The 24,608-nt window shown below is 76.2% G+C and carries 17 protein-coding genes and 1 pseudogene; 6 read left to right on the forward strand and 12 right to left on the reverse strand.

The annotated features are described in order from the left end of the window. Nucleotides 1-247 precede the first annotated feature (247 nt). From IEV86_RS17040 to IEV86_RS17055, 4 genes are all read left to right on the forward strand, one after another. Nucleotides 248-649, forward strand: coding sequence for a four-helix bundle copper-binding protein (locus IEV86_RS17040; RefSeq protein ID WP_043605189.1), 402 nt, complete (start codon nucleotides 248-250; stop codon nucleotides 647-649). A gap of 201 nt (nucleotides 650-850) precedes the next feature. After that, nucleotides 851-3,133: an LLM class flavin-dependent oxidoreductase gene (locus tag IEV86_RS17045; RefSeq protein ID WP_043605186.1), complete on the forward strand. Its 2,283-nt coding sequence runs from the start codon at nucleotides 851-853 to the stop codon at nucleotides 3,131-3,133. A gap of 52 nt (nucleotides 3,134-3,185) precedes the next feature. Continuing rightward, nucleotides 3,186-4,415, forward strand: coding sequence for a hypothetical protein (locus IEV86_RS17050; protein WP_188484825.1), 1,230 nt, complete (start codon nucleotides 3,186-3,188; stop codon nucleotides 4,413-4,415). Nucleotides 4,416-4,689: 274 nt separating this feature from the next. After that, on the forward strand, nucleotides 4,690-6,483 hold the full coding sequence (locus tag IEV86_RS17055) for a diguanylate cyclase domain-containing protein (protein WP_043605183.1): 1,794 nt from the start codon (nucleotides 4,690-4,692) through the stop codon (nucleotides 6,481-6,483). 64 nt (nucleotides 6,484-6,547) lie between these two features. Here the strand turns inward: IEV86_RS17055 and IEV86_RS17060 are convergent, their stop codons facing one another. The 4 genes from IEV86_RS17060 to IEV86_RS17075 all read right to left on the reverse strand — a co-directional run bounded on the left by IEV86_RS17060 (nucleotide 6,548) and on the right by IEV86_RS17075 (nucleotide 12,044). After that, on the reverse strand, nucleotides 6,548-6,820 hold the full coding sequence (locus IEV86_RS17060; protein ID WP_043605181.1) for a hypothetical protein: 273 nt from the start codon (nucleotides 6,818-6,820) through the stop codon (nucleotides 6,548-6,550). Between the two features lie 200 nt (nucleotides 6,821-7,020). Continuing rightward, nucleotides 7,021-8,949, reverse strand: coding sequence for an amylosucrase (locus IEV86_RS17065; protein ID WP_152605610.1), 1,929 nt, complete (start codon nucleotides 8,947-8,949; stop codon nucleotides 7,021-7,023). 163 nt (nucleotides 8,950-9,112) lie between these two features. Further along, nucleotides 9,113-10,753 carry a diguanylate cyclase gene (locus IEV86_RS17070; protein ID WP_052426102.1) on the reverse strand — a complete coding sequence of 547 codons (1,641 nt, stop codon included), beginning with the start codon at nucleotides 10,751-10,753 and terminating at the stop codon, nucleotides 9,113-9,115. Between the two features lie 124 nt (nucleotides 10,754-10,877). After that, nucleotides 10,878-12,044, reverse strand: coding sequence for an ROK family transcriptional regulator (locus IEV86_RS17075; protein ID WP_043605222.1), 1,167 nt, complete (start codon nucleotides 12,042-12,044; stop codon nucleotides 10,878-10,880). Between the two features lie 162 nt (nucleotides 12,045-12,206). Between IEV86_RS17075 and IEV86_RS17080 the strand changes: the two genes are divergently transcribed. Further along, nucleotides 12,207-14,390: an alpha-galactosidase gene (locus IEV86_RS17080; RefSeq protein WP_052426105.1), complete on the forward strand. Its 2,184-nt coding sequence runs from the start codon at nucleotides 12,207-12,209 to the stop codon at nucleotides 14,388-14,390. A gap of 74 nt (nucleotides 14,391-14,464) precedes the next feature. Here the strand turns inward: IEV86_RS17080 and IEV86_RS17085 are convergent, their stop codons facing one another. The 8 genes and pseudogenes from IEV86_RS17085 to IEV86_RS17120 all read right to left on the reverse strand — a co-directional run bounded on the left by IEV86_RS17085 (nucleotide 14,465) and on the right by IEV86_RS17120 (nucleotide 23,413). Beyond that, entirely contained in the window at nucleotides 14,465-14,743 is a 279-nt protein-coding gene (locus IEV86_RS17085) for a 2TM domain-containing protein (RefSeq protein WP_043605172.1), read from the reverse strand. A gap of 118 nt (nucleotides 14,744-14,861) precedes the next feature. Next, nucleotides 14,862-15,527 (reverse strand): LutC/YkgG family protein, encoded by a 666-nt coding sequence (locus IEV86_RS17090; RefSeq protein WP_043605219.1) that lies wholly within the window; start codon nucleotides 15,525-15,527, stop codon nucleotides 14,862-14,864. Then, a complete protein-coding gene (locus IEV86_RS17095; RefSeq protein ID WP_043605215.1) occupies nucleotides 15,524-17,065 on the reverse strand; it encodes a lactate utilization protein B in 1,542 nt (513 codons plus the stop codon). The genes IEV86_RS17090 and IEV86_RS17095 overlap by 4 nt, the downstream gene beginning before the upstream one ends. Then, a complete protein-coding gene (locus tag IEV86_RS17100) occupies nucleotides 17,062-17,916 on the reverse strand; it encodes a (Fe-S)-binding protein (protein ID WP_081978648.1) in 855 nt (284 codons plus the stop codon). Before IEV86_RS17100 ends, IEV86_RS17095 begins: the two co-directional genes overlap by 4 nt. A gap of 10 nt (nucleotides 17,917-17,926) precedes the next feature. Next, on the reverse strand, nucleotides 17,927-18,550 hold the full coding sequence (locus IEV86_RS17105) for a pyridoxal 5'-phosphate synthase (protein ID WP_043605169.1): 624 nt from the start codon (nucleotides 18,548-18,550) through the stop codon (nucleotides 17,927-17,929). A 60-nt stretch (nucleotides 18,551-18,610) separates the two neighbouring features. Beyond that, nucleotides 18,611-21,228 (reverse strand): annotated as a pseudogene (locus IEV86_RS17110) (MMPL family transporter). 132 nt (nucleotides 21,229-21,360) lie between these two features. Continuing rightward, nucleotides 21,361-22,053 carry a TetR/AcrR family transcriptional regulator gene (locus IEV86_RS17115; RefSeq protein ID WP_081978647.1) on the reverse strand — a complete coding sequence of 231 codons (693 nt, stop codon included), beginning with the start codon at nucleotides 22,051-22,053 and terminating at the stop codon, nucleotides 21,361-21,363. A 64-nt stretch (nucleotides 22,054-22,117) separates the two neighbouring features. After that, complete coding sequence (locus tag IEV86_RS17120) at nucleotides 22,118-23,413, reverse strand: YibE/F family protein (RefSeq protein WP_229734717.1); 1,296 nt, start codon at nucleotides 23,411-23,413, stop codon at nucleotides 22,118-22,120. Between the two features lie 104 nt (nucleotides 23,414-23,517). On the opposite strand from IEV86_RS17120, the gene IEV86_RS17125 reads away from it, so the two are divergent. Beyond that, a complete protein-coding gene (locus tag IEV86_RS17125) occupies nucleotides 23,518-24,585 on the forward strand; it encodes a DMT family transporter (protein WP_081978646.1) in 1,068 nt (355 codons plus the stop codon). The last annotated feature ends 23 nt before the right edge of the window (nucleotides 24,586-24,608 follow it).

Genomic DNA, 24,608 nt, shown 5'->3' on the forward strand with positions numbered 1-24,608 from the left:
GTCCCGGCGGGCCATCCGCGGCCCGTGCCCCCAGTCTTAGACACGGCACACACCGTTTCTCGGGCCCTAGGTCCAGGAGCCCTAGGTCCCAGACACCCAGGCGACACCCCGCCGCCGCAGCAGCGACGGGGCAGCGTCCCCGCGAGTCACCGGCCGGCCGCTCGCGCTGCGGCCGGGACGCCCCGTGCCTACGGTCGAGAGGTCCGGGCGACCCCGCCCGGCGACCCGACGAGCGAAGGAGCGCACGATGCAGACCACAGCGATGCTCGAGTCCCACCCCGACGGCGCACCGTTCGACACGGACATGCTCGCCCGCGCGATCGACGCCGCGGTCGAGTGCGCGCAGACCTGCACGGCGTGCGCCGACGCATGCCTCGCCGAGGACATGGTCGCCGACCTCCGGCGGTGCATCCGCACCGACCTCGACTGCGCCGACGTGTGCGACGCCACCGCCCGCGTCCTCTCGCGCGCCACCAGCCCCGACCTCGCGCTCGTCCGCGCCCAGCTCCAGGCGTGCGTGACGGCGTGCAAGACGTGCGGCGACGAGTGCGAGCAGCACGCCGGCATGCACGAGCACTGCCGGGTCTGCGCCGAGGCGTGCCGCCGGTGCGAGGAGGCGTGCCGCGAGCTCCTCACGACGATCGCCTGAGCCGCAGGCAGGCGACGCTCCCGGGCGAACGCCGCGGCGGCACCACGTCCCCGCCGACCCCCGGCGGGGCTCCCGCGGAACGCTCGGCACCGCACGGCCGACCCCTCGCCCGGTGCGGACACCCGCCCCCGCACCGAGCACGGGAAGCCCCGGGCCTCCGGCGCGGTTGACCCGATCAGTCGACCCCCGGAGGCCCGCCCCATGCCCGATCTCGGACACGACCTGATCTTCGGCTCGTTCCTCACCCCGCGCAGCGCCGACCCCGGCGCCGTCGTCGGCCTCGCCCGCCTGAGCGAGGAGGTCGGGCTGGACGTCGTGACGTTCCAGGACCACCCGTACCAGCCGGCGTTCCTCGACACGTGGACCCTGCTGAGCTGGGTGGCCGCGAGCACCGAGCGCATCCACGTCGCGGGCAACGTGCTCAACCTGCCGCTGCGTCAGCCCGCAGTCCTCGCACGGTCGGTCGCGAGCCTGGACCTGCTGTCCGGCGGCCGGGTCGCGCTCGGCATCGGCGCTGGGGCGTTCTGGGAGGCCGTCGAGGCGATGGGCGGCCAGCGGCTGACCCCGGGGCAGGGCGTCACCGCGCTCGAGGAGGCGCTCACGATCATCCGCGGGATCTGGGACGTCGACGCCCACGGCTCCCTGCGCGTCGACGGGACGCACCACCGCGTGCGCGGCGCCAAGCGCGGCCCGGCCCCTGCGCACGACGTCCCCGTGTGGGTCGGCGCGTACAAGCCGAGGATGCTGCGGCTCGTGGGCCGGGCGGCCGACGGCTGGCTGCCGAGCCTCGGCTACATCCAGCCGCACGAGGTCGCCGCCGCCAACCGCGTGATCGACGACGCCGCGCACGAGGCCGGACGCCGGCCCGACGACGTCCGACGCATGCTCAACGTCATGGGCGGGGACCTGCGGCCCGGAAGCGGCCCGTCAACCGGGGCAGGCCTCAAGGGCAACCCTGCCGACTGGGTCGAGGAGCTCCTCCCGCTCGCCGTCGAGGACGGCGTGAGCGCGTTCGTGCTCGGCTCGGACGACCCGACGACGCTCCGCGTCTTCGCGGAGGAGGTCGCCCCGGCGCTGCGCGAGGCGGTCGCCGCCGAACGCGGCCCCGCCCACGACGCGGGACGCACCCCGCGAGGACGGGCGCCGCGAGCGCTCGAGCTGCGCACGCCCGGCCTCGACTACGACGCGGTGCCCGCGTCCCTCGCCGCCCGCGCCGTCGAGCCCGGCGACCGCGAGTACGCGCGCGTCCGCTCGACCTACGTGTGGCAGGGCTCCCCCGCGATCGTCCTGCGCCCGACCGACGCGGGCCAGGTGGCCGACGCGCTCGCCTACGCGCGCTCGCAGGACGTGCCGCTGTCGATCCGCAGCGGCGGCCACGGCATCAGCGGCCGGTCGACCAATGACGGCGGCGTCGTCGTCGACCTCGGTGCCCTCGACGGCGTCGAGGTGCTCGACCGTGCGCGGCGCCTGGTCCGGATCGGCGCGGGCGCACGCTGGGGCGACGTCGCCGAGGCGCTCAGGCCGCACGGGCTCGCGATCAGCTCGGGCGACTACGGCGACGTCGGCGTCGGCGGGCTCGTCACCGCGGGTGGCATCGGCCTCCTCGCGCGCTCCTACGGGCTGACCGTCGACCACGTCGTCGGGGCCGAGGCGGTGCTCACGGACGGGCAGGTCGTGCGCGTGGACGCCGAGAACCACCCGGACCTGTTCTGGGCGCTCCGCGGTGCCGGGGGCAACATGGCGGTCGTGACGTCGGTCGACGTCGAGGCGGCTGAGCTCGGCGACGTCGTGCTCGCCGTCACGGTGCAGGACGTGTCCGCCACCGCGGCGTTCCTGCGCGACTGGGGTGCGCTCGTCGAGGCGAGCCCGCGCCAGCTCACGCCGTTCCTCACGATCTTCCGTGACGGCGACGACGGCCCGCCGGTCGCCCAGACCCTCCACGTGTGGGCGGGCGACGACGTCGAGGCCGCGGTCCGGGCGATCGAGCCGTTCCTCGCCGTCGCGCCCGTGCTCCAGCAGCGCGCGCAGCTCGTGCCGTACGCCGCCGTCGTCGCTGCGCACCACGGGCGGCACGCGGGGCAGGCCGCGATGCGCTCGCGATCGGCGTTCCTCGACCACCTCGACGCGACGACGGCCGAGGCCGTCGCGAGCATCGTCCGCGACCCCGACCAGCGCATGGTGCAGGTCCGGTCCGTCGGCGGCGCCGTCAACGACGTCCCGGCCGACGCGACCGCGTACGCGCACCGCCACCAGCAGTTCTGCGTCTCGGCGGTCCAGCCCCGCGGGCGACGCACGGCCGCCGACGCCGTCTGGGACCGCCTCGCCGCGAACGGCTCCTACCTCAGCTTCGAGTCCGACGACTGGGCCGACGCCCTGCCGCGCATCTTCCCCGGTGCGACCCTGGAGCGGTTGCGCCAGGTCAAGGCCGAGTACGACCCCGACGAGCTGCTCCGCCTCAACGTCCCCATCCCCCCGGCGCGCTGAGGAGGTCGCGGTGGTCGGGTCCGGAGGGCGCGCGAGGCGGGGCGCGGAGGCGGTGCGGCACCGTGCCGGCGACGACGACGGCGCGGCGGCGGACGACGACGCGGACGCGGGTGCGGTGGCGGTGCGGGACGCTGCCGCCGACGACGACGCCACCGCGGGCGGCGCTGACGGCGCCGGGTCGACGCAGGAGCGGCTCGTCGGCGTCGCTCGCGAGCTGTACGCGCTGCCTGCCGGTGACTTCACCGCCGCACGGGACCGCATCGCCAAGGAGGTCCGCTCCGAGGGCGACCGGGAGCTCGCCGCCCTCGTCGCCGGGCTGCGCCGACCGACCACGGCGGCGTGGGCGGTGAACCTGCTGGTCCGCACCCACCCCGACGAGGTCGAGCGGCTCCTCGAGCTCGGCGCCGCGCTGCGCGAGGCCCAGGCGACGCTCGCCGGCCACGAGCTGCGCGCGCTCGGCAAGCAGCAGCACCAGGTCCTCGCGGGGTTCCGCCGGCAGGTGCGGGCCGCCGCGGTCGACGCCGGCCAGCGGCTCAGCGACACCGTCACCCAGCAGGTCGAGGCGACGCTGCGGGCCGCGATGGCCGACCCGCGCGCGGCCGACGCCGTCCGGAGCGGGTTGCTGACGACGCACCTCGAGAGCATCGGCTTCGCGCCCGTCGACGTCGACGGCGCCGTCGCGGTGCCCGAGGGCGTCGGCGGGGCCGGGGATGGTGCGGGAGGCGGGGGCGGTGCGGGAGCGGCGGACGGTGAGGCGCCTCGGGACGGTGTGGCGCCTCGGGACGGTGCGACGCGCGGCGGCGCTGAGCAGTCGTCGGGGGAACGGGTCGACCGCGCGCGGACCGCCCACGCCGAGCGCGGATCGGCGGACCGTGCGGAGAAGGACCGTGCCGAGCAGGAGCGTGCTGAGCAGGAACGGGAGGAGCACGAGCGGCGGGAGCGGGAGCGCGCCGAGCGCGAGCAGCGGGAGCGCGAGCAGCGGGAGCGGGAGCGGCGCGCCGCCGAGAACGCGGTGCGGGAGGCGGCAGCGGCCTCCGAGCGTGCCGACGCCGCCGCGGGTGACGCCGCGTCTCGGCTCGACGACGTCGTCGCACACCGCGCCGAGGCCGAGGCGCGCGTCGAGCAGCTCGAGCAGGAGCTCGCCGCAGCACGGGACGAGCTCGCGCGGCTCACCGACGAGCATCGTGGGCTCCGCGCCGAGGCGCGTGCCGCAGACAAGGAGCGTGCGGCGGCCGTCCGTGCCCTGACGGCCGCCCGCTCGGCGCTCGACGCTCTGGGGTAGCGGGCTACGGGCGGGCGCTGCGCCCGGGGAGGTCTGCCCGCACCCGACGCGGGCGGACCCACCCGGACCACGTCCGCCCCGAGCGCACACCCGACCTGGGGCGGTCTGCCCCGGCTGCCGCGGGCGGAGCCACCCGGACGGCGTCCCGGCGGGCAGGTGGGCGGGGCGGGCGGGCGGAGCGGGTGAGCGGGCGGGGCGACGTCCGACCCACGTCATGGCTGTGACGTGGGGCTCGAACGTTCATGGTCGGGCCCCGGCCGCCGATCGATCAGGCATGACCAGGGACACGCGCGGGCTGACGCCGCTGCACGTGGCCGTCCGCTACGGGACGGCCTTCGTCGTCGCCGTCGTCGTGGGCCGTCTGTCGCGCGGCGGCGCCGCGGAGATCTCCCTCGTGCTGCCCGCGGCAGGAGTCGCCGCCCTGTGGCTCGCCCGCGCCACGACCACGCGTCAGGCCCTCGTCTTCGCCGGGCTCCAGGTCGCGCTCGGCGCCGTCCTCGCGCCGATGACCGGTGCGTACGCCGAGCTCGGTGCGGTCCTCACCGCGGGCACGACGGCCGGCGCCGGGGCCACCGTCGCCGTGTGGCGCGGTCTGTCCGGGGCGCGCCCGCAGCTGAGGACCCTCGCGCACGGGGTGCACCTCGTCGTCGCGTCGTCGGTCGGCTCCGTCGTCAGCGCGCTCGTCGGCCTGGTCCTCGCCGCTCTCGCCGGCCCGCCGACGTCGGCAGCCGTGAGCGGCGCCGTCCTGCTCGTCGCGGTCCGCACAGGCCTGGGGACCTTCCTCGTCCTGGCCGTCGCCGTCGCGTGGTCGGACGCCCGTGCCACGCGCTCGGCCCCCGAGGTGCTGCGGCGCGGCGCGATCGACTCGCTGCTGACCGTCGCGGTCTTCGGCGGCCTCTTCGCGCTCGCCGACGAGCGCGTGGCCGCCTACGGCGCCGTCCCGCTCACGGTGCTCCTCGCGGTGCGCCGCGGCGTGCTCGGGACGGCGTGGCACCTCGCCGTCGCCTCGAGCGCCACCGTCGGGCTGATGCTCGCCGGGATCGGCCCCTTCTCGCTCTCGGTCGGGCTCTCGGCGGCGCTCGTCGCCCAGGGCTTCCTCTCCGTCCTCAGCCTCGTCGGGATGGGTCTCGCCCTCCTGCGGTCCGAGCAGCACACGGCCCTCGAGGCCGCCGCGACCACCGCGGCCCGCCTGCGCCGCACCGTCGACAGCGCGCTCATCGCCCACCTCACCGTGACCGTCCACGGGGACGGCAGGGTCGACGTCGCGCGCGCGAACCCGGCGGCGGCGGCGTTCTTCGGCCGGCCCGCGGAGGAGCTCGTCGGCCGGTCGCTGCTCGACCACGTCGTCCCGCACCACCGTCTGGAGGCGCTCGCGTCGCTGCTGGCCGTCGGCACGGGCCGTGCGCCGAGCTGGTCGGGCGAGCTCGAGTACGACCTGGGCGGCGGCGCCCACCGCTGGGCGCTCGTGTCCGCGGCGCCGATGGACGGCGGCGACGACCTCGCACCCGCCGCGCGCCTGTGCGGCGCGTCGACGCTCTCGCTCCAGCTCATGGACGTGACGGACCGGGTCGAGGCCCAGGCGCGGCTCGCGCACCTCGCGACGCACGACCCGTTGACCGACCTCGCCAACCGGGCGCTGCTCACCCGGGCCGTCGAGGACGCGCTCGCGACGAGCTCCACGGCCGTCGTCCTCGTCGACCTCGACGGGTTCAAGCAGGTCAACGACGCCCTCGGGCACGCCGCCGGTGACGCCGTCCTCGTGGAGACGGCACGACGCCTGCGCTCGGCCGCCCGCGTCGGCGACACGGTCGCCCGGCTCGGCGGCGACGAGTTCGTCGTGTGCTCGCCCGGCGTCGAGACCGTCGAGGACGCCGAGCGCATCAGGGAGCGGGTGCGCGACGCGCTCGCCGGGCCGTGGGACGTCGACGGCATCCCCGTCGCGGTCGGCGCAAGCGTCGGCGTGACGCTCTCCGCCGAGCACAGCACCGCGAGCGTGCTCCTCGCCGCGTCCGACGCGGCGATGTACGAGGTCAAGCGCGGGGGCCGGGCGGCCCACCTCGTGCACTGACGTCCTCACGCACCGACGCCGCACGACGCCGCGCCGCACGACGCCGAGGCGCCGCGGCCGCCGCTCAGTCGGTCGCGGCCGCGAACGAGCCGTCGCGCTGCGCGCGGACCGTCCACGTGCGGGTGTCCTTGCCCACGCCGTCGTCGGACTTCTCGTGGACGCGGGCCGCGTCCGCCGTCGCGAAGCCCTGACCGCGGACGACGTGCCTGCCCGTGCTGCCCTCGACCGTCATCGAGACGTGCCCCGTGAAGTCCTCGAGATCGGCCGGCCGGCGCCCGCCGACCTCGCGCACGGCGTAGGCGACGCCCGAGACGATCGGGTCGGGTGCGATGGTCATGGTGCGACCTCCTGGTCGGGGCACGGGTTCGTGCGGGACGTGCCCGACCAGTGCACCTCGCGGATGTGGCCGGCGGGTGGCCGGGAGGATGCGATCGTGTGACGCCGCACCGACGAGCCGTTCCGTGGCGCCCGCGCTGCCGTCCGGTGTCGCGGCGGCTCCGCTCCTCGCCCACGGGCCGCCACGGACCCGCTCCCCCGCTACGCCGCGTGCCTCACGCGCAGCCACACGAAGCCGTGAGGCCGCAGCACGAGACCCGCGCGGAGGTCGACCGTGGCGCCGGTCAGCAGGTCCTCGGCCTCCGCCGGCATCCCGGAGAGCGTCAGCGGCTCGACGGCCTGTGGCTCGTCCGCGAAGCTCGCGAGGCACAGGACCGTCGTGGGCACGCCGTCGAGCTCACCGGGACGCTGGTAGCCGACGACGTGCCGGTTGTGCGCGTCGAACGGCACGAGCGTCCCGCCGGCCAGCTCGGGCGTCCGGCGCCGCACCTCGAGCAGGTGCCGCAGCCCGCGGAACACGCGTCCCGCGGCCGTGCTCGGGACGAGGCGGTTCGCGTAGGCCTGCGCCGGGTACCAGGGGCGGTTGACCCAGCGGCTGTCCTCCGCGAGACCGGGCTGGTCGCGGTACGAGTAGTCGTTGAGCTGACCGACCTCGTCACCGAGGTACAGCAGCGGGATGCCGCCGGTCGAGAGCACGATCGAGTGCGCGAGGAGGATCCGGTCGACGGCGCCCGGGTCGCGGGCCTCGAGCCCGGCCAGCGACGCCGTCGTGCCCGAGATCCGGCAGTCGCCCGTCCGCGGGTTGTCCTGGAACGGCACCCCCCGCGCGAACGAGCCCGGGAACCGGTCGACGTAGAACGCGTTGAGGAACCGGCGGTGCTGGAACCCGTCGATCCCCAGCTCGGCCGCGTCCTCGTCGGCGAACGTCCAGCCGATGTCGTCGTGGCTGCGCACGTAGTTCACCCACGCGGTGCCCGGGGGCAGCGCGTGCCGCCGCTCGAGCGCCTGCTGCAGGAGGTTCGCCTCGCGCGTCGCGAGCGAGCTCCAGATGAGTGCCATCTGCAGCGGGTTGTACGAGATCTGGCACTCGTCGGGCGAGATGTACTGGACGACCTCGTCAGGGTGGACGATCGCCTCGGACTTGAACAGCACGCCGGGAGCCGCGATGCGCAGCGCCGCGTTGAACGCCTGGATGAGCAGGTGCGCCTGCGGGAGCGACTCGCACGCCGTGCCCAGCTGCTTCCAGATGAACGCGACGGCGTCCATGCGGAGGACGTCGACGCCCTTGTTGGCGAGGAAGAGCATCTCGCCCGCCATCGCGCGGAAGACGGCCGGGTTGGCGTAGTTGAGGTCCCACTGGAACGAGTGGAACGTCGCCCAGATCCACCGGCCGGTGCGCGACCCGTCGGGGCTGTCGGGCATCGGCACGAAGCTGCCGGGGTGGTCGTCCGGGAAGATCTCGCGGACCGTGCGCTCGTAGGCGTCGGGCATCTCCCGGTCGGGGAAGACCCAGTAGTAGTCCTCGTACTCGCGCTCGCCCGCGAGCGCGCGGCGGGCCCACTCGTGCTCGTCGGACGTGTGGTTGAAGATGAAGTCGAGGACGAGCGAGATGCCGTTCTCGCGCAGCTCCGCGGCGAGCGCGGTGAGCTGCTCCATGGTCCCGAGGGCGGGGTTCACGCGGCGGTAGCTCGACACCGCGTAGCCGCCGTCGGAGTTCTCGGCGGGGGCCTCGAACAGCGGCATGAGGTGCAGGTACGTCAGCCCCAGCTCGCGGAGGTACGGGATGTGCCGCCGCAGGCCCTCCAGGTCGCCCGCGTACCGGTCGACGTAGCAGACGCCGCCGAGCATGCGGTGCGACGTGAACCAGGCCGGGTCCGCCTCGCGCGCAACGTCGACCGCGCGCAGGTCCGCGGGGCGCTCCTGGGCGCTGACGACGAGCTGGTGCGCGAGCGCCGCGAGCTCGGAGCGGGTGCGCTCGCCCTCGCCGTAGACCTCGAGGAACAGCCGCTCGAGGCGCGGCCACTCGCGCGCGACGCGCGCCTCGATCGCCGCCCAGTGCTCGGCGGACGTGCGCGGGTCGCGCGCGGCGGCGACCGCGGCCGTGACGGACGGGTGCAGGGGCTCGCTCACGCGCACAGGGTAGGACCAGCCCGGCCCGCGCGGCCGGGACGTGTCAGCCGGTCGGCGCAGATCTCCCGCAGGGTGGTGCAGATCCCGCGCAGGGCCCCGTGCCCGTCTCGCCCGTCTCGCACGTCTCGCGCGTCTCGCGCCGCTGGGCACCCGCCTGCCCGCTTCACGCCGAGACGACGCAGTCGCGCCCGGCCTCCTTGGCCGCGTAGAGCGCCTGGTCGGCCGCCACGAGCAGCTCGGCCGCCGTGCCGCCGTGCTCGGGGTACGCCGCGACCCCGACCGACACCGTGATGCCGAGGTGCTCCGGGTGGTCGGTCGCCTGCCGGAGGGGCACGCGCAGCCCCGCCACGCCACACCGGACCTCCTCCGCGCGCTGGACCGCCTCGAGCAGGGCAGTGCCCGGGCAGACGACGACGAACTCCTCACCGCCGAACCGGATGACGCTGTCGACCGCGCGCCCCGAGGCCACGAGGTGCGCCGCGAGCGCCTGCAGGACCCGGTCGCCGACGGCGTGCCCGTGCTCGTCGTTGACCCGCTTGAAGTGGTCGACGTCGACGACGAGGACCGCGAGGTGCCGACCGTCGCGGCGCGCGTCCGCGAGCGCGCCGTCGATCGCCGCGCCGAGCCGACGCCGGTTGTGCACGCCCGTCAGCGGGTCGCGGACGGAGTCCTCGGCGAGGCGCTCGCGGGCCGCCTCGGTCGACGACAGCTCGAGCAGCAGCGCGACGTTCTGCGCCTCGAGGCGACCGCGCTCGGCCTCGGCGTCGAGCCGCGCCCGCTCGGCGGCGTTGAGCCGGCCGACGAGGTCGTCGACGTCGTGCGCGACGAGGACCGCACCCGCCGCGTCGCCCAGGCGGTCCCGAAGGGTCGTCCGGTGGAGCAGCAGGTAGCGGTCCCGGACGGTGACGAGCCGACGGCTGTCGTCGTCCTCGAGAGCGGCGACCACCGGTGCGGGGAGCCGGTCGGCGGCGTGCTCGCCCACCACGGGGCGCGCGCCGTCGTGCGTGAGGGCCGCGGTCGCGGCGTTGGCGATGAGGACGCGCCCCGCGGGGTCGGTCACGAGGAACGCGGGTGGCAGAAGGTCGAGGGCGTCCGCGGGGCGTGGTGGGAGGACGGCGACGAGTCCGCTGCGGACGAGCGCGTCGGCGGCGAGGAGCGCGGCGACCGAGGCGCCCAGCGGCGCACCGTCGGTCCCGCCGAGCGCGTCGGGTTCGGCGACCGTGGCCGCGGCCGTCACGAAGGCGAGCGCGGCGCCGGCGAGGACGCTGCCCAGGGGCCTGCCGGGCCCGTGCCGACGGCGGACCGCGTAGCGCCGCGCCTGCGCCAGGGCGAACCACGCGGCCCCGAGCACGACGGTCAGGCCGAGCCGGTCCCACGAGACGCCGTCCGTGACGGTGAGGGACGGGCCGGGCGCCGTCCGCAGGGCTCCGGACCACGCGTCCCCGCCGACGACGGCGACCAGCGCTGCAGCACCGGACGCCGTGAGCCACAGCGCGCAGAAGCGCCCGCGGCGCACCGCCCAGGTGACGTCGCCCAGCGTCCGGCCGACCGGCCACAGCGCCACGGCGAGCCCCGTCATGGCGGCCGCGCGAGCCGGTCCGAGCCAGGCCGGCTCGGACGCGTCCAGCAGCACCGGGGCAGCCTGGAGAAGGTCCCACGCCGCGACCGAGCCGAGGAGCGTCGTCACCGGCGCCCGGCGGGGCGTCGGCGGGAGCCGCACGAGGACGACGACGAGCCCGGCCAGGCACACGGCGGCCGCGACCGCGGTCGCCACGGCGACGGGCACGACCGGCACGGCGGGCACGGGGCCTCCACGGGAGTCGGTGTCTCATCCGAGGATCGGGCTCCGCGCGCGCCGATGAGAGGGGTGCGGGCGTCACGTCACCCGTGCGGCCCCGGGGTTTCACCCGGCACGCGCCGCACCCGCCTCAGCCGGTGCCGACGACCGCGCGCTGGATCGCGACGACCGCCGCGCCGCGCGCCCACTCGCCGAAGTCGCCCCCGCGCACCTCCAGCGGCAGGGCTGACGCCGCGGGGTCACGGTCGGCGCCGAGAGCCTCGTCGACCGCGGTCCGGGCCACGTCGACGAGCCCGACGCCCTCGCCACCGAGCACGACGGCCCGCGGCATCGTGAAGTTCGCCGCGAGCGCGACCAGCCGGCCGAGCGCGCGGCCGGCACGGTCGACGACGCGCCGGGCGCCGGGCTCGCCGTCGGCCGCGAGGCGCAGCGCCTCGGCGTGGTCGACGCGGCGTCCGACGGCCGCCGACACCGCGTCCGCGACGGCGTCCGTGGTCAGCAGCGCGCTCGCGCAGCCGCGGTGACCGCTGCGGCAGACCGGTCCCGTGGGGTCGAGCGGGACGTGTCCCACGAGGCCCAGGCCCGAGTCCGCGCCGACGACCTGCTCGCCCCGCACGACCAGGCCGAAGCCGATCCCGGCCCCCACGGTGACGACCGCGAACCGGTCGAGCCCCGTCCCGGCACCGAACCAGCTCTCGGCCTCGGTGAACGCGACGAGGTCGTTCTCGACGACGACCTCGACGCCCACGGCGCCACGCACGAGCTCCGCGAGCGGGACGTCCTGCCAGCCCAGGAAGGGGGCCGTCCGGACGGTCCGGTGGTCGGCCGTGTGCCCGCCGAGCGCGACGCCGACCGCCGTGAGCGGGGCCGGCGCCGCCGCGGTGAGCGCCTCGACCACCTCGGCGAGGACGTCGACGACGCGCCCGGGCTCGTGCCCGGGCAGCGGACGCGAGACGTCGGCGAGCACGTCGGCGCGCAGGTCCGTGAGCACACCGCGCGCCTCGTGCGCGGTGAGCGAGACGCCGACGACGTGGTGCGCACGGGCCACGACGTCGAGCGGGCGCTGCGGGCGCCCGGCACCGCCGCGCACCCCGTCGCGCAGCCCGCCACCCGGCTCGCGGCTCGCGCCGGCCTCGACGAGCAGGCCGGCGTCGAGGAGCGGCCGCGCGAGCCGCGACAGGCTGCCCTGCGACAGGTCGAGGCGCCGCGCGAGCTCGACGCGCGAGAGCGGGCCGTGCAGGAGCACCTCGAGCGCGACCGCCCGGGCCGAACCCGTCAGCGGGCGCCACGCCGTCATCGGTTCCTCCTCGTGCGTCGTGCCGCGCCGTGGACCGACGAGCGGCGGCACCTGACCGCGTCCGGCGCCTTGACACCACATTACTTTCGCCACAGCATTTATCGACCCGCCACCCCGAGGAGCACCGTGCCGCCCAGCGTGCCGACCAGCGTGCCGACCAGCGTGCCGACCAGCCAGGACCCGCCAGCGGCCGCCGAGCCGTCGTCCCCGCCGCCGCTCCACCTCCGGGCGGGCGGGACCTCGTTGGTCCTCGACATCGCAGCGCCGTACCTGCCGCGCGTCCTGCACTGGGGCTCCGACCTGGGCGACCTCGACGACGCGGGGCTCGTCGCCCTGCGGCTCGCGTCCGAGCCCCAGGTCGTCTCGAGCCAGCTCGACGAGGCGGTCCCGGTCGCCGTCGTCCCCGAGCAGTGGGCCGGCTGGCTCGGCACCCCCGGCCTCTCGGGCCACCGGGACGGGCGCGACTTCTCCCCCGCGCTCGCGGTCCGCGAGGTCCGCGTCGGGCCGGGCGAGCACCCCGTGGCGCACCGCGTGGTGGCCGAGGCCGCCGACGACGACGCCGGCCTCGCACTCACGCTCGAGATCGAGCTCAACGCGAGCGGGCTCGTCCGCACGCGCGCGACCGTCACGAGCACGGCGCCCGGGACGTACACGCTCGACGGCCTCCTGACCGCGCTGCCCGTGCCCGCCCACGCGACCGAGCTCCTCGACTTCACGGGCCGCCACCTGCGCGAGCGCTCGCCGCAGCGGCACGACTTCACGCTCGGCACCCACCTGCGCGACAGCCGCCGCGGCCGCACCGGCGCCGACGCGACGCTGCTCGTGGTCGCCGGGACGCCGGGCTTCTCCTTCCGCGCGGGCAGGGTCTGGGGCGTGCACGTCGCGTGGAGCGGCAACCACCGCACGTACGCGGAGCGCATCAACACCGGCGAGGCGCTCCTGGGCGGCGGTGAGCTGCTGCTGCCGGGCGAGGTCGCGCTCGGACCGGGCGACGCGTACACGAGCCCCTGGCTCTACGCGAGCCACGGCGTCGGCCTCGACGAGCTGTCGGCACGCTTCCACGACCACCTCCGGGCACGGCCGACGCACCCGCGCACGGCCCGGCCCGTGGTCCTCAACACGTGGGAGGCGGTGTACTTCGACCACCGGCTCGACGTGCTGACGGACCTCGCGGACGCCGCGGCCGAGGTGGGGGTCGAGCGCTTCGTGCTCGACGACGGCTGGTTCCGCGGGCGGCGCGACGACACCGCGGGGCTCGGCGACTGGTACGTCGACGAGGACGTGTGGCCCGACGGCCTCGGTCCGCTCGTCGACCACGTGCGGGGCCTCGGGATGCAGTTCGGGCTCTGGTTCGAACCCGAGATGGTCAACCCCGACTCGGACCTCGCGCGCGCGCACCCCGACTGGGTGCTGTCCGTGGGCGGCCGCCTGCCGAGGGCCGCCCGCAGCCAGCAGGTGCTCGACCTCGGGAACCCCGACGCGTACGCGTACGTCCTCGAGCGGCTCGACGCGATCGTCGGCGAGTACGCGGTCGACTACGTCAAGTGGGACCACAACCGCGACCTCGTCGAGCCGGGCAGCCCCGCGACGGGACGCGCGGGCGTCCACCGCCAGACGCTCGCGGTCTACCGGCTCATGGACGAGCTCCGGCGGCGCCACCCGGCGCTCGAGATCGAGTCGTGCTCGTCGGGCGGCGCGCGCGTCGACCTCGGCGTGCTCGAGCGGACCGACCGCGTGTGGGCGAGCGACTGCATCGACGCCGTCGAGCGTCAGCAGATCGACCTGTGGACGGGTCTGCTCCTGCCCCCGGAGATGGTCGGCTCGCACATCGGCTCGCCCGTGTCGCACTCGACGGGCCGCCGGCTCACCCTGCCGTTCCGCGCCGCGACCGCGCTCTTCGGACACCTCGGCGTCGAGTGGGACCTCCGCACGGCGTCGGCCGAGGAGCGCGCCGAGCTCGCGGCGTGGATCCGCACCCACAAGGAGCACCGCGCCCTCCTGCACGGCGGCCGGGTGGTGCACGGCGACCACGCCGACCCCGCGCTGCTCGTCCGCGGCGTCGTCGCGCACGACGGGTCCGAGGCGCTGTTCTCGCTCGCGTCCGTCACGACGTCGGTGTGGTCGCCGCCGGGGCGCGTGCGCCTTCCGGGACTGGACCCCGAGGCGACCTACCGGGTGACCCCGCTCGCGGGCGACGTCGTGCGGCACGGGCCGCACCAGCGCACCGCGCCGTGGTGGGAGGCGGGCGGCGTGACGCTGACGGGGCGCGTGCTGGCCGAGGTCGGCGTGCAGGCGCCTGCGCAGCACCCCGAGCGGGTCGCGCTCGTGCACCTGCGGTGCGTCTGAGCGCGACGCGCGTCACCTGGGCGCCCGCGCGCCGCTGCCGACCACCCGAGCCGGGTCCCTGAGCCGGCCGGGACTCAGCGACGACGCAGGCGCTCCATCTCGCGCTGCACGCGGTCCTCGGACGGTCCGGGCGCGAGCACGTCCCACGCGTGGAACGCGAGCCCGATGCCCCAGCCGAGGATGGGGAAGACCGGCCAGAAGAACGGCGCGCCGGTCATCACCCAGATCACCACGAGCGCCCCGTTGACGAGCAGGTAGGCGACGGCGTGCGTGCCGAGGTCGCGTCGGTCGCGCAGGCGCTTCTCCGCGCGGGCGCGCAGCGCGGTGTCGTCGGGGTACGGCGAGGTGCTCATCGGACTCACCCTGGGCTTCCTGACTGCGGGGAGGTGGCCGTCGGTCACGCAGGCTCCCTGTCCCACGCTGCTCCGCGGGCGCGGCCTCCGCGCGAGCCGAAGGTCCCGGGGGCGGTCCTCAGCCCGCCCCGACGACGACGACGCGCAGGTCCCGGGGACCGTGCACGCCCTCGACGCGCACGAGCTCGATGTCGCTCGTCGCGCTCGGACCCGAGACCCACGTCAGCGGCCGCCCGGGGTGCTCGGCGAGCACCGCCACCGCCTCGGGGACGCCCGCGACGACCTGGTCCGCGCGCACCACGCACACGTGCCGGTCGGGCAGCAGCGTGATGGCGCGGCGGCCCTGGTCCGGCCCGCCGTCCAGGACGATGGTGCCCGTCTCGGCGACCGCGACGCGGCACGCGGTGAGCACCGCCCCGGTCGAGTCGAGCTCGGCGTGCGAGAGCGGGGCGGCGTCGTCGTCGACGCGCACCTCGACGCCCACGTCGCCGGGGGCGGACGACCACTCCCCCGGCAGCCCGGTCGGCGTCACGACCGAGCCGGCACCCTCGAGCTGCGCGGCCACCGCGACCCGCACGTCGCCGGGCGCGCAGCGCACGACGGTCCCGCGGTAGTCCTCGAGGCGGTCGACGAGGAGGTCGAGCAGCCCGTCGACGTCGCCGGAGGGGCGTTCGCCCGCGCGGCGGTAGGCACGCGGCACCGTCGGCGCCGGCTCGGCGTCCGCGAGCGCCGCGCGGACCGCCCCGAGCACCGCGTCGCGTGCGGTCGTGCCGCGGGCGCTCACGACCGCTCCCCCCGACGGCGGGCCCACGCACGGAACGTCGTCGTCGGCAGCGGCGGGGCGTCGCGGCCGAGCGTCCAGCGCGAGCCCGGGAACGGCAGGTGACGCAGGCGCCGCCCGCGCAGCACCCGCCCCGCGAGCCCGACGAGCGACGACACCGCACCGAGCCGCCGGCCCGAGGACAGCACCAGCGCAGCGACGCGCATCGCCAGGCCGGTGGCCGTCGGACGACCGACCGCGCGCCCGTCCCCGTCGACCGGGTGGAGCGCGCGTTCGCGCAGGTGGACGAGTGCGGTCGGGATGTCGATCCTCACCGGACACGCGTCGTAGCACGCACCGCACAGCGTGCTCGCGAACGGCAGCGTCGCGGCCGGGTCGTGCGGGTCCGGCGCCGTGCCCGGGGAGTCCGGCGAGCCCGGCGAGCCCACGCCGAGCAGCTGGGGCGTGAGGATCGCGCCGATCGGCCCCGGGTACACCGAGCCGTACGCGTGGCCGCCCGTGCGCTCGTACACGGGGCACACGTTGAGGCACGCCGAGCAGCGGATGCAGTGCAGCGCCTGCCGGCCCACGTCGTCCGCGAGCGCTCGCGTGCGCCCGTTGTCGAGCAGCACGAGGTGGAACTCCTGCGGCCCGTCGCCCGGCGTCACGCCCGACCACATGGTCGTGTACGGGTTCATCCGCTCGCCCGTCGAGGACCGCGGCAGGAGCTGGAGGAAGACCTCGAGGTCGGTGAAGCTCGGCAGCACCTTCTCGATCCCCATGACCGTGATGAGCACGCGCGGCAGCGTGAGGCACATGCGGCCGTTGCCCTCGGACTCGACGACCGCGACGGTGCCGGTCTCGGCGACGGCGAGGTTGGCGCCGCTGACGGCGACGTCGGCGCGCAGGAACAGCTCGCGCAGGTGGGCGCGCGCCGCCATCGCGAGAGCGCGCGGGTCGTTCGTGAGGTCCGGCGGCGCGTCGGCCATGCGGCTCGCGAAGACCTCGCGGATCTCGTCGCGGTTGCGGTGGATCGCGGGCACGAGGATGTGCGACGGCCGGTCGCCCGCGAGCTGCACGATGAGCTCGGCGAGGTCCGTCTCGTGCGCCGTGACGCCGTGCGCCTCGAGGTGCTCGTTGAGGCCGATCTCCTGGGTCGCCATCGACTTGACCTTGACGACCTCGGTCGCCCCCGCTGCCCGCACGAGGTCGGTCACGACGCGGTTCGCCTCGGCCGCGTCGCGCGCCCAGTGGACCGTGCCGCCGCGTGCGGTGACGGACGCCTCGAGCTGCTCGAGCAGCTCGGGCAGGCGCGCCATGACGTCGGCCTTGGTCGCGGCGCCCGCGTCGCGCAGCGCCTCCCAGTCGGGCAGCTCGGCCGTCACGGCGAGCCGCTTGTCGCGGATCGTGCGGGTCGCGCGGCGCAGGTTCGTGCGCAGCTGCGCGTCCTGGAGCGTGCCGTGCGCGGCCTCGGCGAACGTCGGTCCCCAGCGCAGCGGGTCCTCCGGCTCGCGTTCGGGCTTGGGCCGGACCGTCGGCATCCCGAGGTGCGTCGTCGTCATCGCGGGCCCCCGGTCCGCGCGGCCGACCGCCCACCCGGCCGCCCCGGCCGCCCCGTCCCGGCGCGCCCGCGTCGTCCCGGTGCCGACCCCGGCGGCCGCCACGGGTCGTCGCGCGTGCTGGCGAGGATCTCCGCGAGGTGGGCGGCGCGCACGGGCGCCCCGCGCCGCGACAGCGCGCCGTCGATGTTCATCAGGCACGACCAGTCGCCCGCCGTCACGACGTCGGCCCCCGTGGCCACGACGCAGTCGGCCTTGTCGGCGACCATCGCGGTCGACGTGTCGGCGTTCTTCAGCGCGAACGTCCCGCCGAAGCCGCAGCACTGGTCGGCGTCCGGCAGGTCGACGAGCTCGAGACCGGCGACCGCCCGGAGGAGCCGTTCGGGACGGTCCCCCACGCGCAGCATCCGCAGCGCGTGGCACGTCGGGTGGTAGGTCACCGTGTGCGGGAACCACGCGCCGACGTCGGTCACGCCGAGGACGTCGACCAGCAGCTCGGACAGCTCGTAGGTCCGCTCGGCGACGGCTGTGGCCGCGCGCGCGAGCCCCTCGTCGCCGACCTGCCGCGCGACGCGTGCCTGCTGGTGCCGCGTCGAGCCGACGCACGAGCCCGACGGTGCGACCACGGCGTCCCACTCGCCCTCGACGACGGGCCAGAACGTCCGCACGTGGTTGCGCACGACCGGTGCGGCCTCGCGCGGGTAGCCGGAGTTGACGTGCACCTGGCCGCAGCACGCCTGCCCCCGCGGCACGACGACGTCGTGGCCGAGCCGCTCGAGCAGGCGGACCGTCGCGACGGCAGCCTGCGGGAAGAGGCCGTCGACCAGGCACGTGGCGAACACGGCGATGCGCACGGGGACCCCCTCAGGGCTGGAGCCGCTGCGCGACCCACCCGTCGGCGGTCGCCTCGTACACCAGGCGCCGGTGCAGCCGGTCGCGGCGCCCGTGCCACAGCTCGACGCGGTCGGGCGTGATCGCGTACCCCGTCCAGTCCTCGGGCCGTGCGATGTCGCCGTCGGTCGCGACGAGGCGGTCGAGGCGGTCGCGCAGCTCCTGCTCGTCCGTGAGCGGCTCGCCCTGCCGCGAGACGACCGCGGCCGCCTGCGCCTCGCGCGTGCGCCGGGTGAAGAGCGCGTCGGCGTCGTCGTCGGTCAGGCGGGTGACCGGACCCGCGAGGGTCACCTGCTGGAGCGTCTCGCGCCAGTAGAAGGTCAGGCTCGCGTAGGGGACGGCCGCGAGGTCGCGCGCCTTGCGGCTGCGCGTGTGCGTCCCGACGACGACGCGCCCGCTGTGGACGTCACGGACGAACACCGTGCGCGAGGAGACCCGCACGCCGTCGGTGGTCGCGAACGTCGCTGCGCGGGGCTCGCGGACGCCGGCCGCCTCCGCTGCCTCGAGCCACCGGAGCACCAGGGCCATCGGGTCCGCGGGCGGGGACAGCATCTCCGGCAGGTCGAGCGTCTCGTCCCCGGTGAGCGAGTCGGTCATCGTGCCCCCATCGCGGTGCGCGGTCCCGCCGGCCGACGTCGCCGGCCGGCGGGTCCGAACCTACCGGTCGCGTGCGGGGGCCGCCCCGGAGGGGACCGGTGCGGCCCCGCCGTCCGCGGCTGCGTCGTCGGCGGGGTGCTCGACGTGCGGGTGCCGCCGCTCGAGCGCCGAGCCCTCGACGTCGACGTCGGGCAGCAGCCGGTCGAGCCACCGCGGGAGCCACCACGCTCGGTCGCCCGCGAGGTGCATCAGCGCGGGCACGAGCAGCATGCGCACGACGAACGCGTCGACGAGCACGCCGAACGCGAGCGAGAACCCGATCGGCCGGATCATCGCGCTCTCGGCGAAGACGAAGCCGCCGAACACCGAGATCATGATGATCGCCGCGGCGGTCACGACCGCGCGGCCCGCCCGGACGCCCTGCACGACGGCGAGCCGTGCGGGAGCACCGTGCGCGTAGGCCTCCCGCATGCCCGAGCCGAGGAAGAGCATGTAGTCCATCGCGAGCCCGAACAGGATGCCGACGAGGATCGTGGGCAGGAAGTTGAGCACCGGGCCCGGGTTGTCGACGCCGAAGACGGCGCCGAGCCAGCCCCACTGGTAGATCGCGACGACGCCGCCCAGGGCCGCGAAGTACGACAGCACGAAGCCGAGCGTCGCGATCACCGGTACGAACAGCGACCGGAACACCACGACGAGGATCACGATCGACAGCCCGACGACCACGGCGAGGTACGCGGGGAGCGCGTTCGCGAGCTTGTCAGAGATGTCGATGTTGCCGCTCGCCGCGCCCGCGACGGCGATCGGCACGTCGCCGTCGAGCGGCGACAGCGCGCGCAGGCCGTTGACGAGCTCCTCGGTGGACTCGCTCGTGGGGCCGTCGGCGGGGATCACCTGGAACGCCGCGACCGTGCCGTCCTCGGAGGTCCCGACGGGCGCGACCGCCACGACGTCGTCCTGCGCCGCGATCCGCTCGGCGATGCGCACCTGCTCCGCGAGCAGGTCGTCGTCGGCCGGGGCCTCGGGCAGGTCGGCGACGACGAGGAGCGTGCCGTTGCGGCCCTCGCCGAACTTCTCGGCCGTCGTCGCGTACGCCTGGTACTGCGAGGACTCGGCGGGCTCCGACAGGCCCGTGGGCAGGCCGAGCCGCAGCGACGCCGCGGGGGCCGCGACGACGAGCAGCGCCGCGACGCCCGCGAGCACGCGCAGCACCGCCGAGCGCGTCGACATCGGCCGGACCGCCGGGACGACGGGCGGTGCGACGTCGTGCCGCTCGAGGTGCGCGCGCTCACCGCGCCGCAGGACGCGCAGGCCGAGCAGCGACAGGAGCGCGGGCGTGAGGGTCACGGCCACGAGGACGGCGATCGCGACGCACGCCGCGCCGACCGTGCCCATGAGGCCGAGGAACGGGATGCCCGTGACGTTGAGCGCGAGCAGCGCGATGAGCACCGTCGCGCCGGCGAACACGACCGCGTTGCCCGACGTGCCGTTCGCGAGCCCGACGGACTCGTCGACGTCGTACCCCTGGACGAGCTGGCGGCGGTGGCGGTTGACGATGAACAGCGAGTAGTCGATGCCGACCGCGAGCCCGAGCATGAGACCCAGGACCGGCGTGACCGACACCATCTCGACGACGCCGGAGAACGCGAGCGCCCCGAGCGCGCCGATCGCGACCCCGACGAGAGCGGTGACGATCGGCAGCCCCGCGGTGGCGAGCGTGCCGAGCATGACGACGAGGACGACGCCCGCGACGACGAGGCCGACGACCTCGCCCGGGCCGACGATCTCGGGCACGCCGAGCACGAGCTCGGTCGAGACGTCCGCGACGACGCCCTCGGCGGGCTCGGTGCCGAACGCCTCGACGACCGCCTCCTTGGTCTCGTCGGCGACCTCGAACTGGGTCTCGGTGAAGACGACGGTCACGAGCGCGGCGCTGCCGTCCTCGGAGACCATGCGGATCTCGCGCGCGAGGTCGAGCAGGCGTGCGCCGAGCTCGAGCTGCTCGGCCTGCTGCTCGAGCTGCGCGACGCCCTCGCCGAGCTGCGTCCGCTGCGCGTCGAGCTGCGCCTGCTGCTCGGCGAGCTGCGCGAGCCCGGCGTCGACCTGAGCCTGCTGCGCGTCGAGGTCCGGGCCGACGACGGCGAGCGCCCCGGCCGCCTTGGCCTGCGCGCGGGCCGCGTCGAGCTGCTCCTGACCCGCCTCGAGCTGGGCCCGGGCGGCGTCGAGCTGGGCCTGGCCCGCGTCGAGCTGGGCCCGGCCGTCGTCGAGCTGCGCGCGCCCCTGCTCGAGCTGCGTCCGCCCGCCGTCGACGGCGGCCTGCTGCTCGGCGCGGTCGGCCTCGGTCGCGAACGGGTCGACGACCTGCTCGACGCCCTCGACGTCCTCCGCCGCGGCGATCCGGTCCCGCACCGCCGCCTGCTGCTCGGCGGTGAACGCCGACCCGTCCTCGGTGCGCAGCACGACCGTCCCCGTGCCGCCCGACGCCTCGGGGAACTCCTCGGCGAGACGGTCGGTCCGTCGGCGGTCGGCGTCCCCGGGATCGTCACGTTGGCGGCGAGCGTGCCGCCCCCGACGGCGTAGCCGACGCCCGCGAGCGCGAGCACGGCCACCCAGACGAGGACGACGGTGCGGGGTCGTCGCGCGGCGAGCCGACCGAGTCGGTAGAGCACTTCAGCCATGAGGGCCTTCCCAGGACGTGAGGAGAGGAGCGGGTGGGGGCTGCGGGTCCCGTCGCGGGGCCGCGGCCGTGGTCGCGTGGAGGTCGGCGGGTGCCGACCGGGTCAGGCCCTGTCGGGGCCCGGTGGAGCGGGTCAGGGTGCGGGCGGTCCCGCCCGGTAGCCGGTGCGGACGGTGTCGAGCAGGCGCTCGAGGAGGTCGGCCCACGTGCGGCGCGAGGCGTCGTCGTCGGCCGCCGCGGTGGCGGCCCACCAGTGGCGGTGCAGGACGACGAGGCCGCTCATGAGCGAGCCGACGAGCAGGTGGACGTCGAGGGCGTCGGCGTCGGGGTGGCGTGCCGCCAGCGCGGCCGTCATCCGCTCCCCCAGGTCGCTGAAGCCGCGCAGCAGGAGGCCCGCACGGACGGGCGACTCGTCCTCGACGGGCCCGAGGGCCCGCGTGAGCCACGCCATGGGCGTGACGAGGTCGGTCGCGCGGAGCACGGCGGCGAGGTCGTCGAACATCGACGCCGCGTCGCCCGTGGGGGCGCTCGTCATGCCGGCGACGAGGGCGTCGAGCACGGGGTCGAGCACGTCGGCGCTCACGGCGGCGACGACCTCGTCGAGCGACGCGAAGTGGTTGAAGACCGTGCGGCGCGCGACGTCGGCGCGCTCGGCGAGCTGGTCGACCGTGAACCGGACGCCGTCGGCCTCCTCCATGAGCGCGGCCGCGGCGGCGACGATCGCGCGGCGGTGGCGGTCCTTGAGCGCGGCGCGGCGGTCGGTCGCCTGCCTCTCGGTCGGCCCCGCGGAGCCCACCGGGCGGACGACGGGCACGGTGGAGGACATGGGATGACACACTAGGTGCACCGATGCACTCGGTGCAACAACAGCCCTGCCCGGCCGGGCTCCGCTAGCCCGCTGCGTGGCCCGGCCCGGGCCCGTGCACGTGGCCGTGGCTGTGGCCGTGCACGTGCCCGGCGGGCACCGCGTGGCGCGCGGGCGGTGGGCCGGCCGTCACGACGAGCGCGGCGATGAGCGTCGTCAGCGGGATCGCCAGGACGAGGCCGATCGAGCCGACCGCGGTGCGCGCGATCTCCTCGGCGAACTCGCCCGACCCGAGCGTCTGCACGAGGGGCAGCCGGTAGACCATGAGCAGCAGCAGGACCGGCAGCGCGGCCCCCGTGTACGCGAACGCGATCGTGTAGACCGTCGAGGCGATGTGGTCGCGGCCGATGCGCATGCCGCCCCGGAACAGCGAGCGCCACGACGCGTCCGGGTCGGCCGCGCGCAGCTCCCACACCGCGGACGCCTGCGTGATGGTCACGTCGTTGAGCACGCCCAGCCCGGCGAGGATCGTGCCCGCGAGGAACACGCCCCGCAGCGCGTCGCCGTCGAGCTGACCGGTGAGCATCGCGAGGCGGTACGTCTCCTCGGTCGAGATCCCGTTGAGCCGGGCGGCCGTCGCCGCGGCGACGCCCAGCGCGGCGGTGACGCCGAGCCCCGCGAGCGTCCCGAGCAGCGCGGTCGACGTGCGGTGCGAGAACCCGTGCGCGAGGTAGAGGACGACGAACATGATCGCGGCGGACCCGACGAGCCCCACCGCCACGGAGTCCTCCCCCCGGAGCAGGGCGGGCAGCACGAAGACCGCGATGACCGCGAACGCGAACGCGAGCCCCACGAGCGCGCGGACCCCGCGCATCCCCGCGACGGCCACGACGACGACGGCGTACAGCGCCGCGAGCGCGCCGAGCGGCACCGTGCGCTCGAAGTCCTGCCACGCCCACACCTCGGGCTCCGACGCGGTCTCGAGGTAGCGGGCCAGGACGACGCGCGTGCCCGGCGTCGCGTCGTCCGGGTGGACGGTGCTGGGCGCCCACACCTCGACCGACCCCGTGGGCTCGGCCGACGTGGGGACCTCCGCCTCGACCAGGGTGCACGGGACGGAGTCCGGGATCGACCCGTCCGGCAGCCGGTCCTCGTTCTCCCCGCCGCACCGGCTCACGGTGCTCGACACGATGGTCCCGGTGACGTACTCGACGTCGACCGCGACGACGCCCGTCCGGGGCGCCTCACCCGAGGGCCACAGCAGCGCGACGCCGACGGCGGTCAGTGCGGCCAGGGTGCCGAGCAGCACGACGAGCAGGCGGCCGACGCCAGGCCTGCGCGACGCGGCCGTGGATGGGGCCGTCACGGGTGGGGTGGTCACGGGGGTCCTCACGGCAGGCGTCACACGGCGGGCAGGCAGAAGCGTGGCACGGCGACGGCGACGGCGACGGCGACGGCGGCGGCGTCCGTACGATCTCCCGGTGAGTGCCGCGTCCCGCCCCGCCTCCCGCCCCGTCGTCGTCGGGCGTGGCCGTGCGTAGGGGCATCACCCGCGCGGGGCTCGCCGCGCTCCTCTTCGGGGCCTCGACCCCGTTCGCGGCGCAGCTCGCGCAGGACACCAACCCGTTCCTGCTCGCGGGCATGCTCTACCTCGGCGCGGCGCTCGCCGTGCTGCCCGCGACGCTGCGCGACCGCCCCGACCCCGCGGCGCTGCGGCGCGGCGCACCCCGGCTCGCGACGGCCGTCGTCGTCGGCGGGGCGGTCGGGCCCGTGCTGCTCGCGCTCGGGCTGCGGTACACGTCCGCCGCGAGCGCGTCGCTGCTGCTCAACCTCGAGCTCGTCCTGACCGTCGTGGTCGCGGCGGTGTTCTTCCGCGAGCACGTCGGGCGGCACGTCGTCGTCGGGGCGGTCCTGGTCACCGCTGCGGGCGTCGTCCTGGTCGGGCCCGGCGCCACCACCGACCTGCGGATCGGGGCGGCGCTCATCGCGGCGGCGTGCCTGTGCTGGGCGGTCGACAACAGCGTGACGGCCGAGCTCGACGAGCTCGCCCCCGCGCACATCACGCTCGCGAAGGGACTCGTCGCCGGCGGCGCGAACACCGCGATCGGGCTGGCCGTCGCGCCCGTGCCGTCGGCCGGCACGGTCGGGGCGGCGCTCCTCGTCGGGGCGCTGGGCTACGGCGTGTCGATCACGCTGTGGGTCGCGGGTGCCCGCGACCTCGGCGCGGCCCGCGCGCAGGTCGTCTTCGCGACCGCACCCTTCCTCGGCGCGCTCGTCGCGTGGACCGTGCTGCGCGAGCCGGTCACGACGACGGCGCTCGTCGCGCTCGTCGTCGCCGCGGCGGGCGTCGCGCTCGTGTCGCGGTCGGACCACGAGCACGAGCACGAGCACGAGGCGGTCCTGCACGACCACGAGCACACGCACGACGACGACCACCACGACCACGTGCACGCCGACGGCTTCACGGGTCGCCACCAGCACCCCCACGAGCACGTCCACGTGCGGCACAGCCACCCGCACGTCCCCGACCTGCACCACCGCCACACGCACTGACCCGCGGCTGGGTGCGACGACCC

Origin of the sequence: Cellulomonas carbonis (genome assembly GCF_014636275.1) — a bacterium.
Lineage (GTDB): Bacteria > Actinomycetota > Actinomycetes > Actinomycetales > Cellulomonadaceae > Actinotalea > Actinotalea carbonis.

Bases quoted from the DNA above. Each gene is read 5' to 3' on its own strand.
- IEV86_RS17075 (WP_043605222.1), bottom strand. From the start codon at position 12,044: ATGACGGCGTGGCGCCCGCTGACGGGTTCGGCCCGGGCGGTCGCGCTC.
- IEV86_RS17055 (WP_043605183.1), top strand. From the start codon at position 4,690: ATGACCAGGGACACGCGCGGGCTGACGCCGCTGCACGTGGCCGTCCGC.
- IEV86_RS17060 (WP_043605181.1), bottom strand. From the start codon at position 6,820: ATGACCATCGCACCCGACCCGATCGTCTCGGGCGTCGCCTACGCCGTG.
- IEV86_RS17045 (WP_043605186.1), top strand. From the start codon at position 851: ATGCCCGATCTCGGACACGACCTGATCTTCGGCTCGTTCCTCACCCCG.
- IEV86_RS17095 (WP_043605215.1), bottom strand. From the start codon at position 17,065: ATGACGACGACGCACCTCGGGATGCCGACGGTCCGGCCCAAGCCCGAA.
- IEV86_RS17115 (WP_081978647.1), bottom strand. From the start codon at position 22,053: ATGTCCTCCACCGTGCCCGTCGTCCGCCCGGTGGGCTCCGCGGGGCCG.
- IEV86_RS17105 (WP_043605169.1), bottom strand. From the start codon at position 18,550: ATGACCGACTCGCTCACCGGGGACGAGACGCTCGACCTGCCGGAGATG.
- IEV86_RS17085 (WP_043605172.1), bottom strand. From the start codon at position 14,743: ATGAGCACCTCGCCGTACCCCGACGACACCGCGCTGCGCGCCCGCGCG.
- IEV86_RS17040 (WP_043605189.1), top strand. From the start codon at position 248: ATGCAGACCACAGCGATGCTCGAGTCCCACCCCGACGGCGCACCGTTC.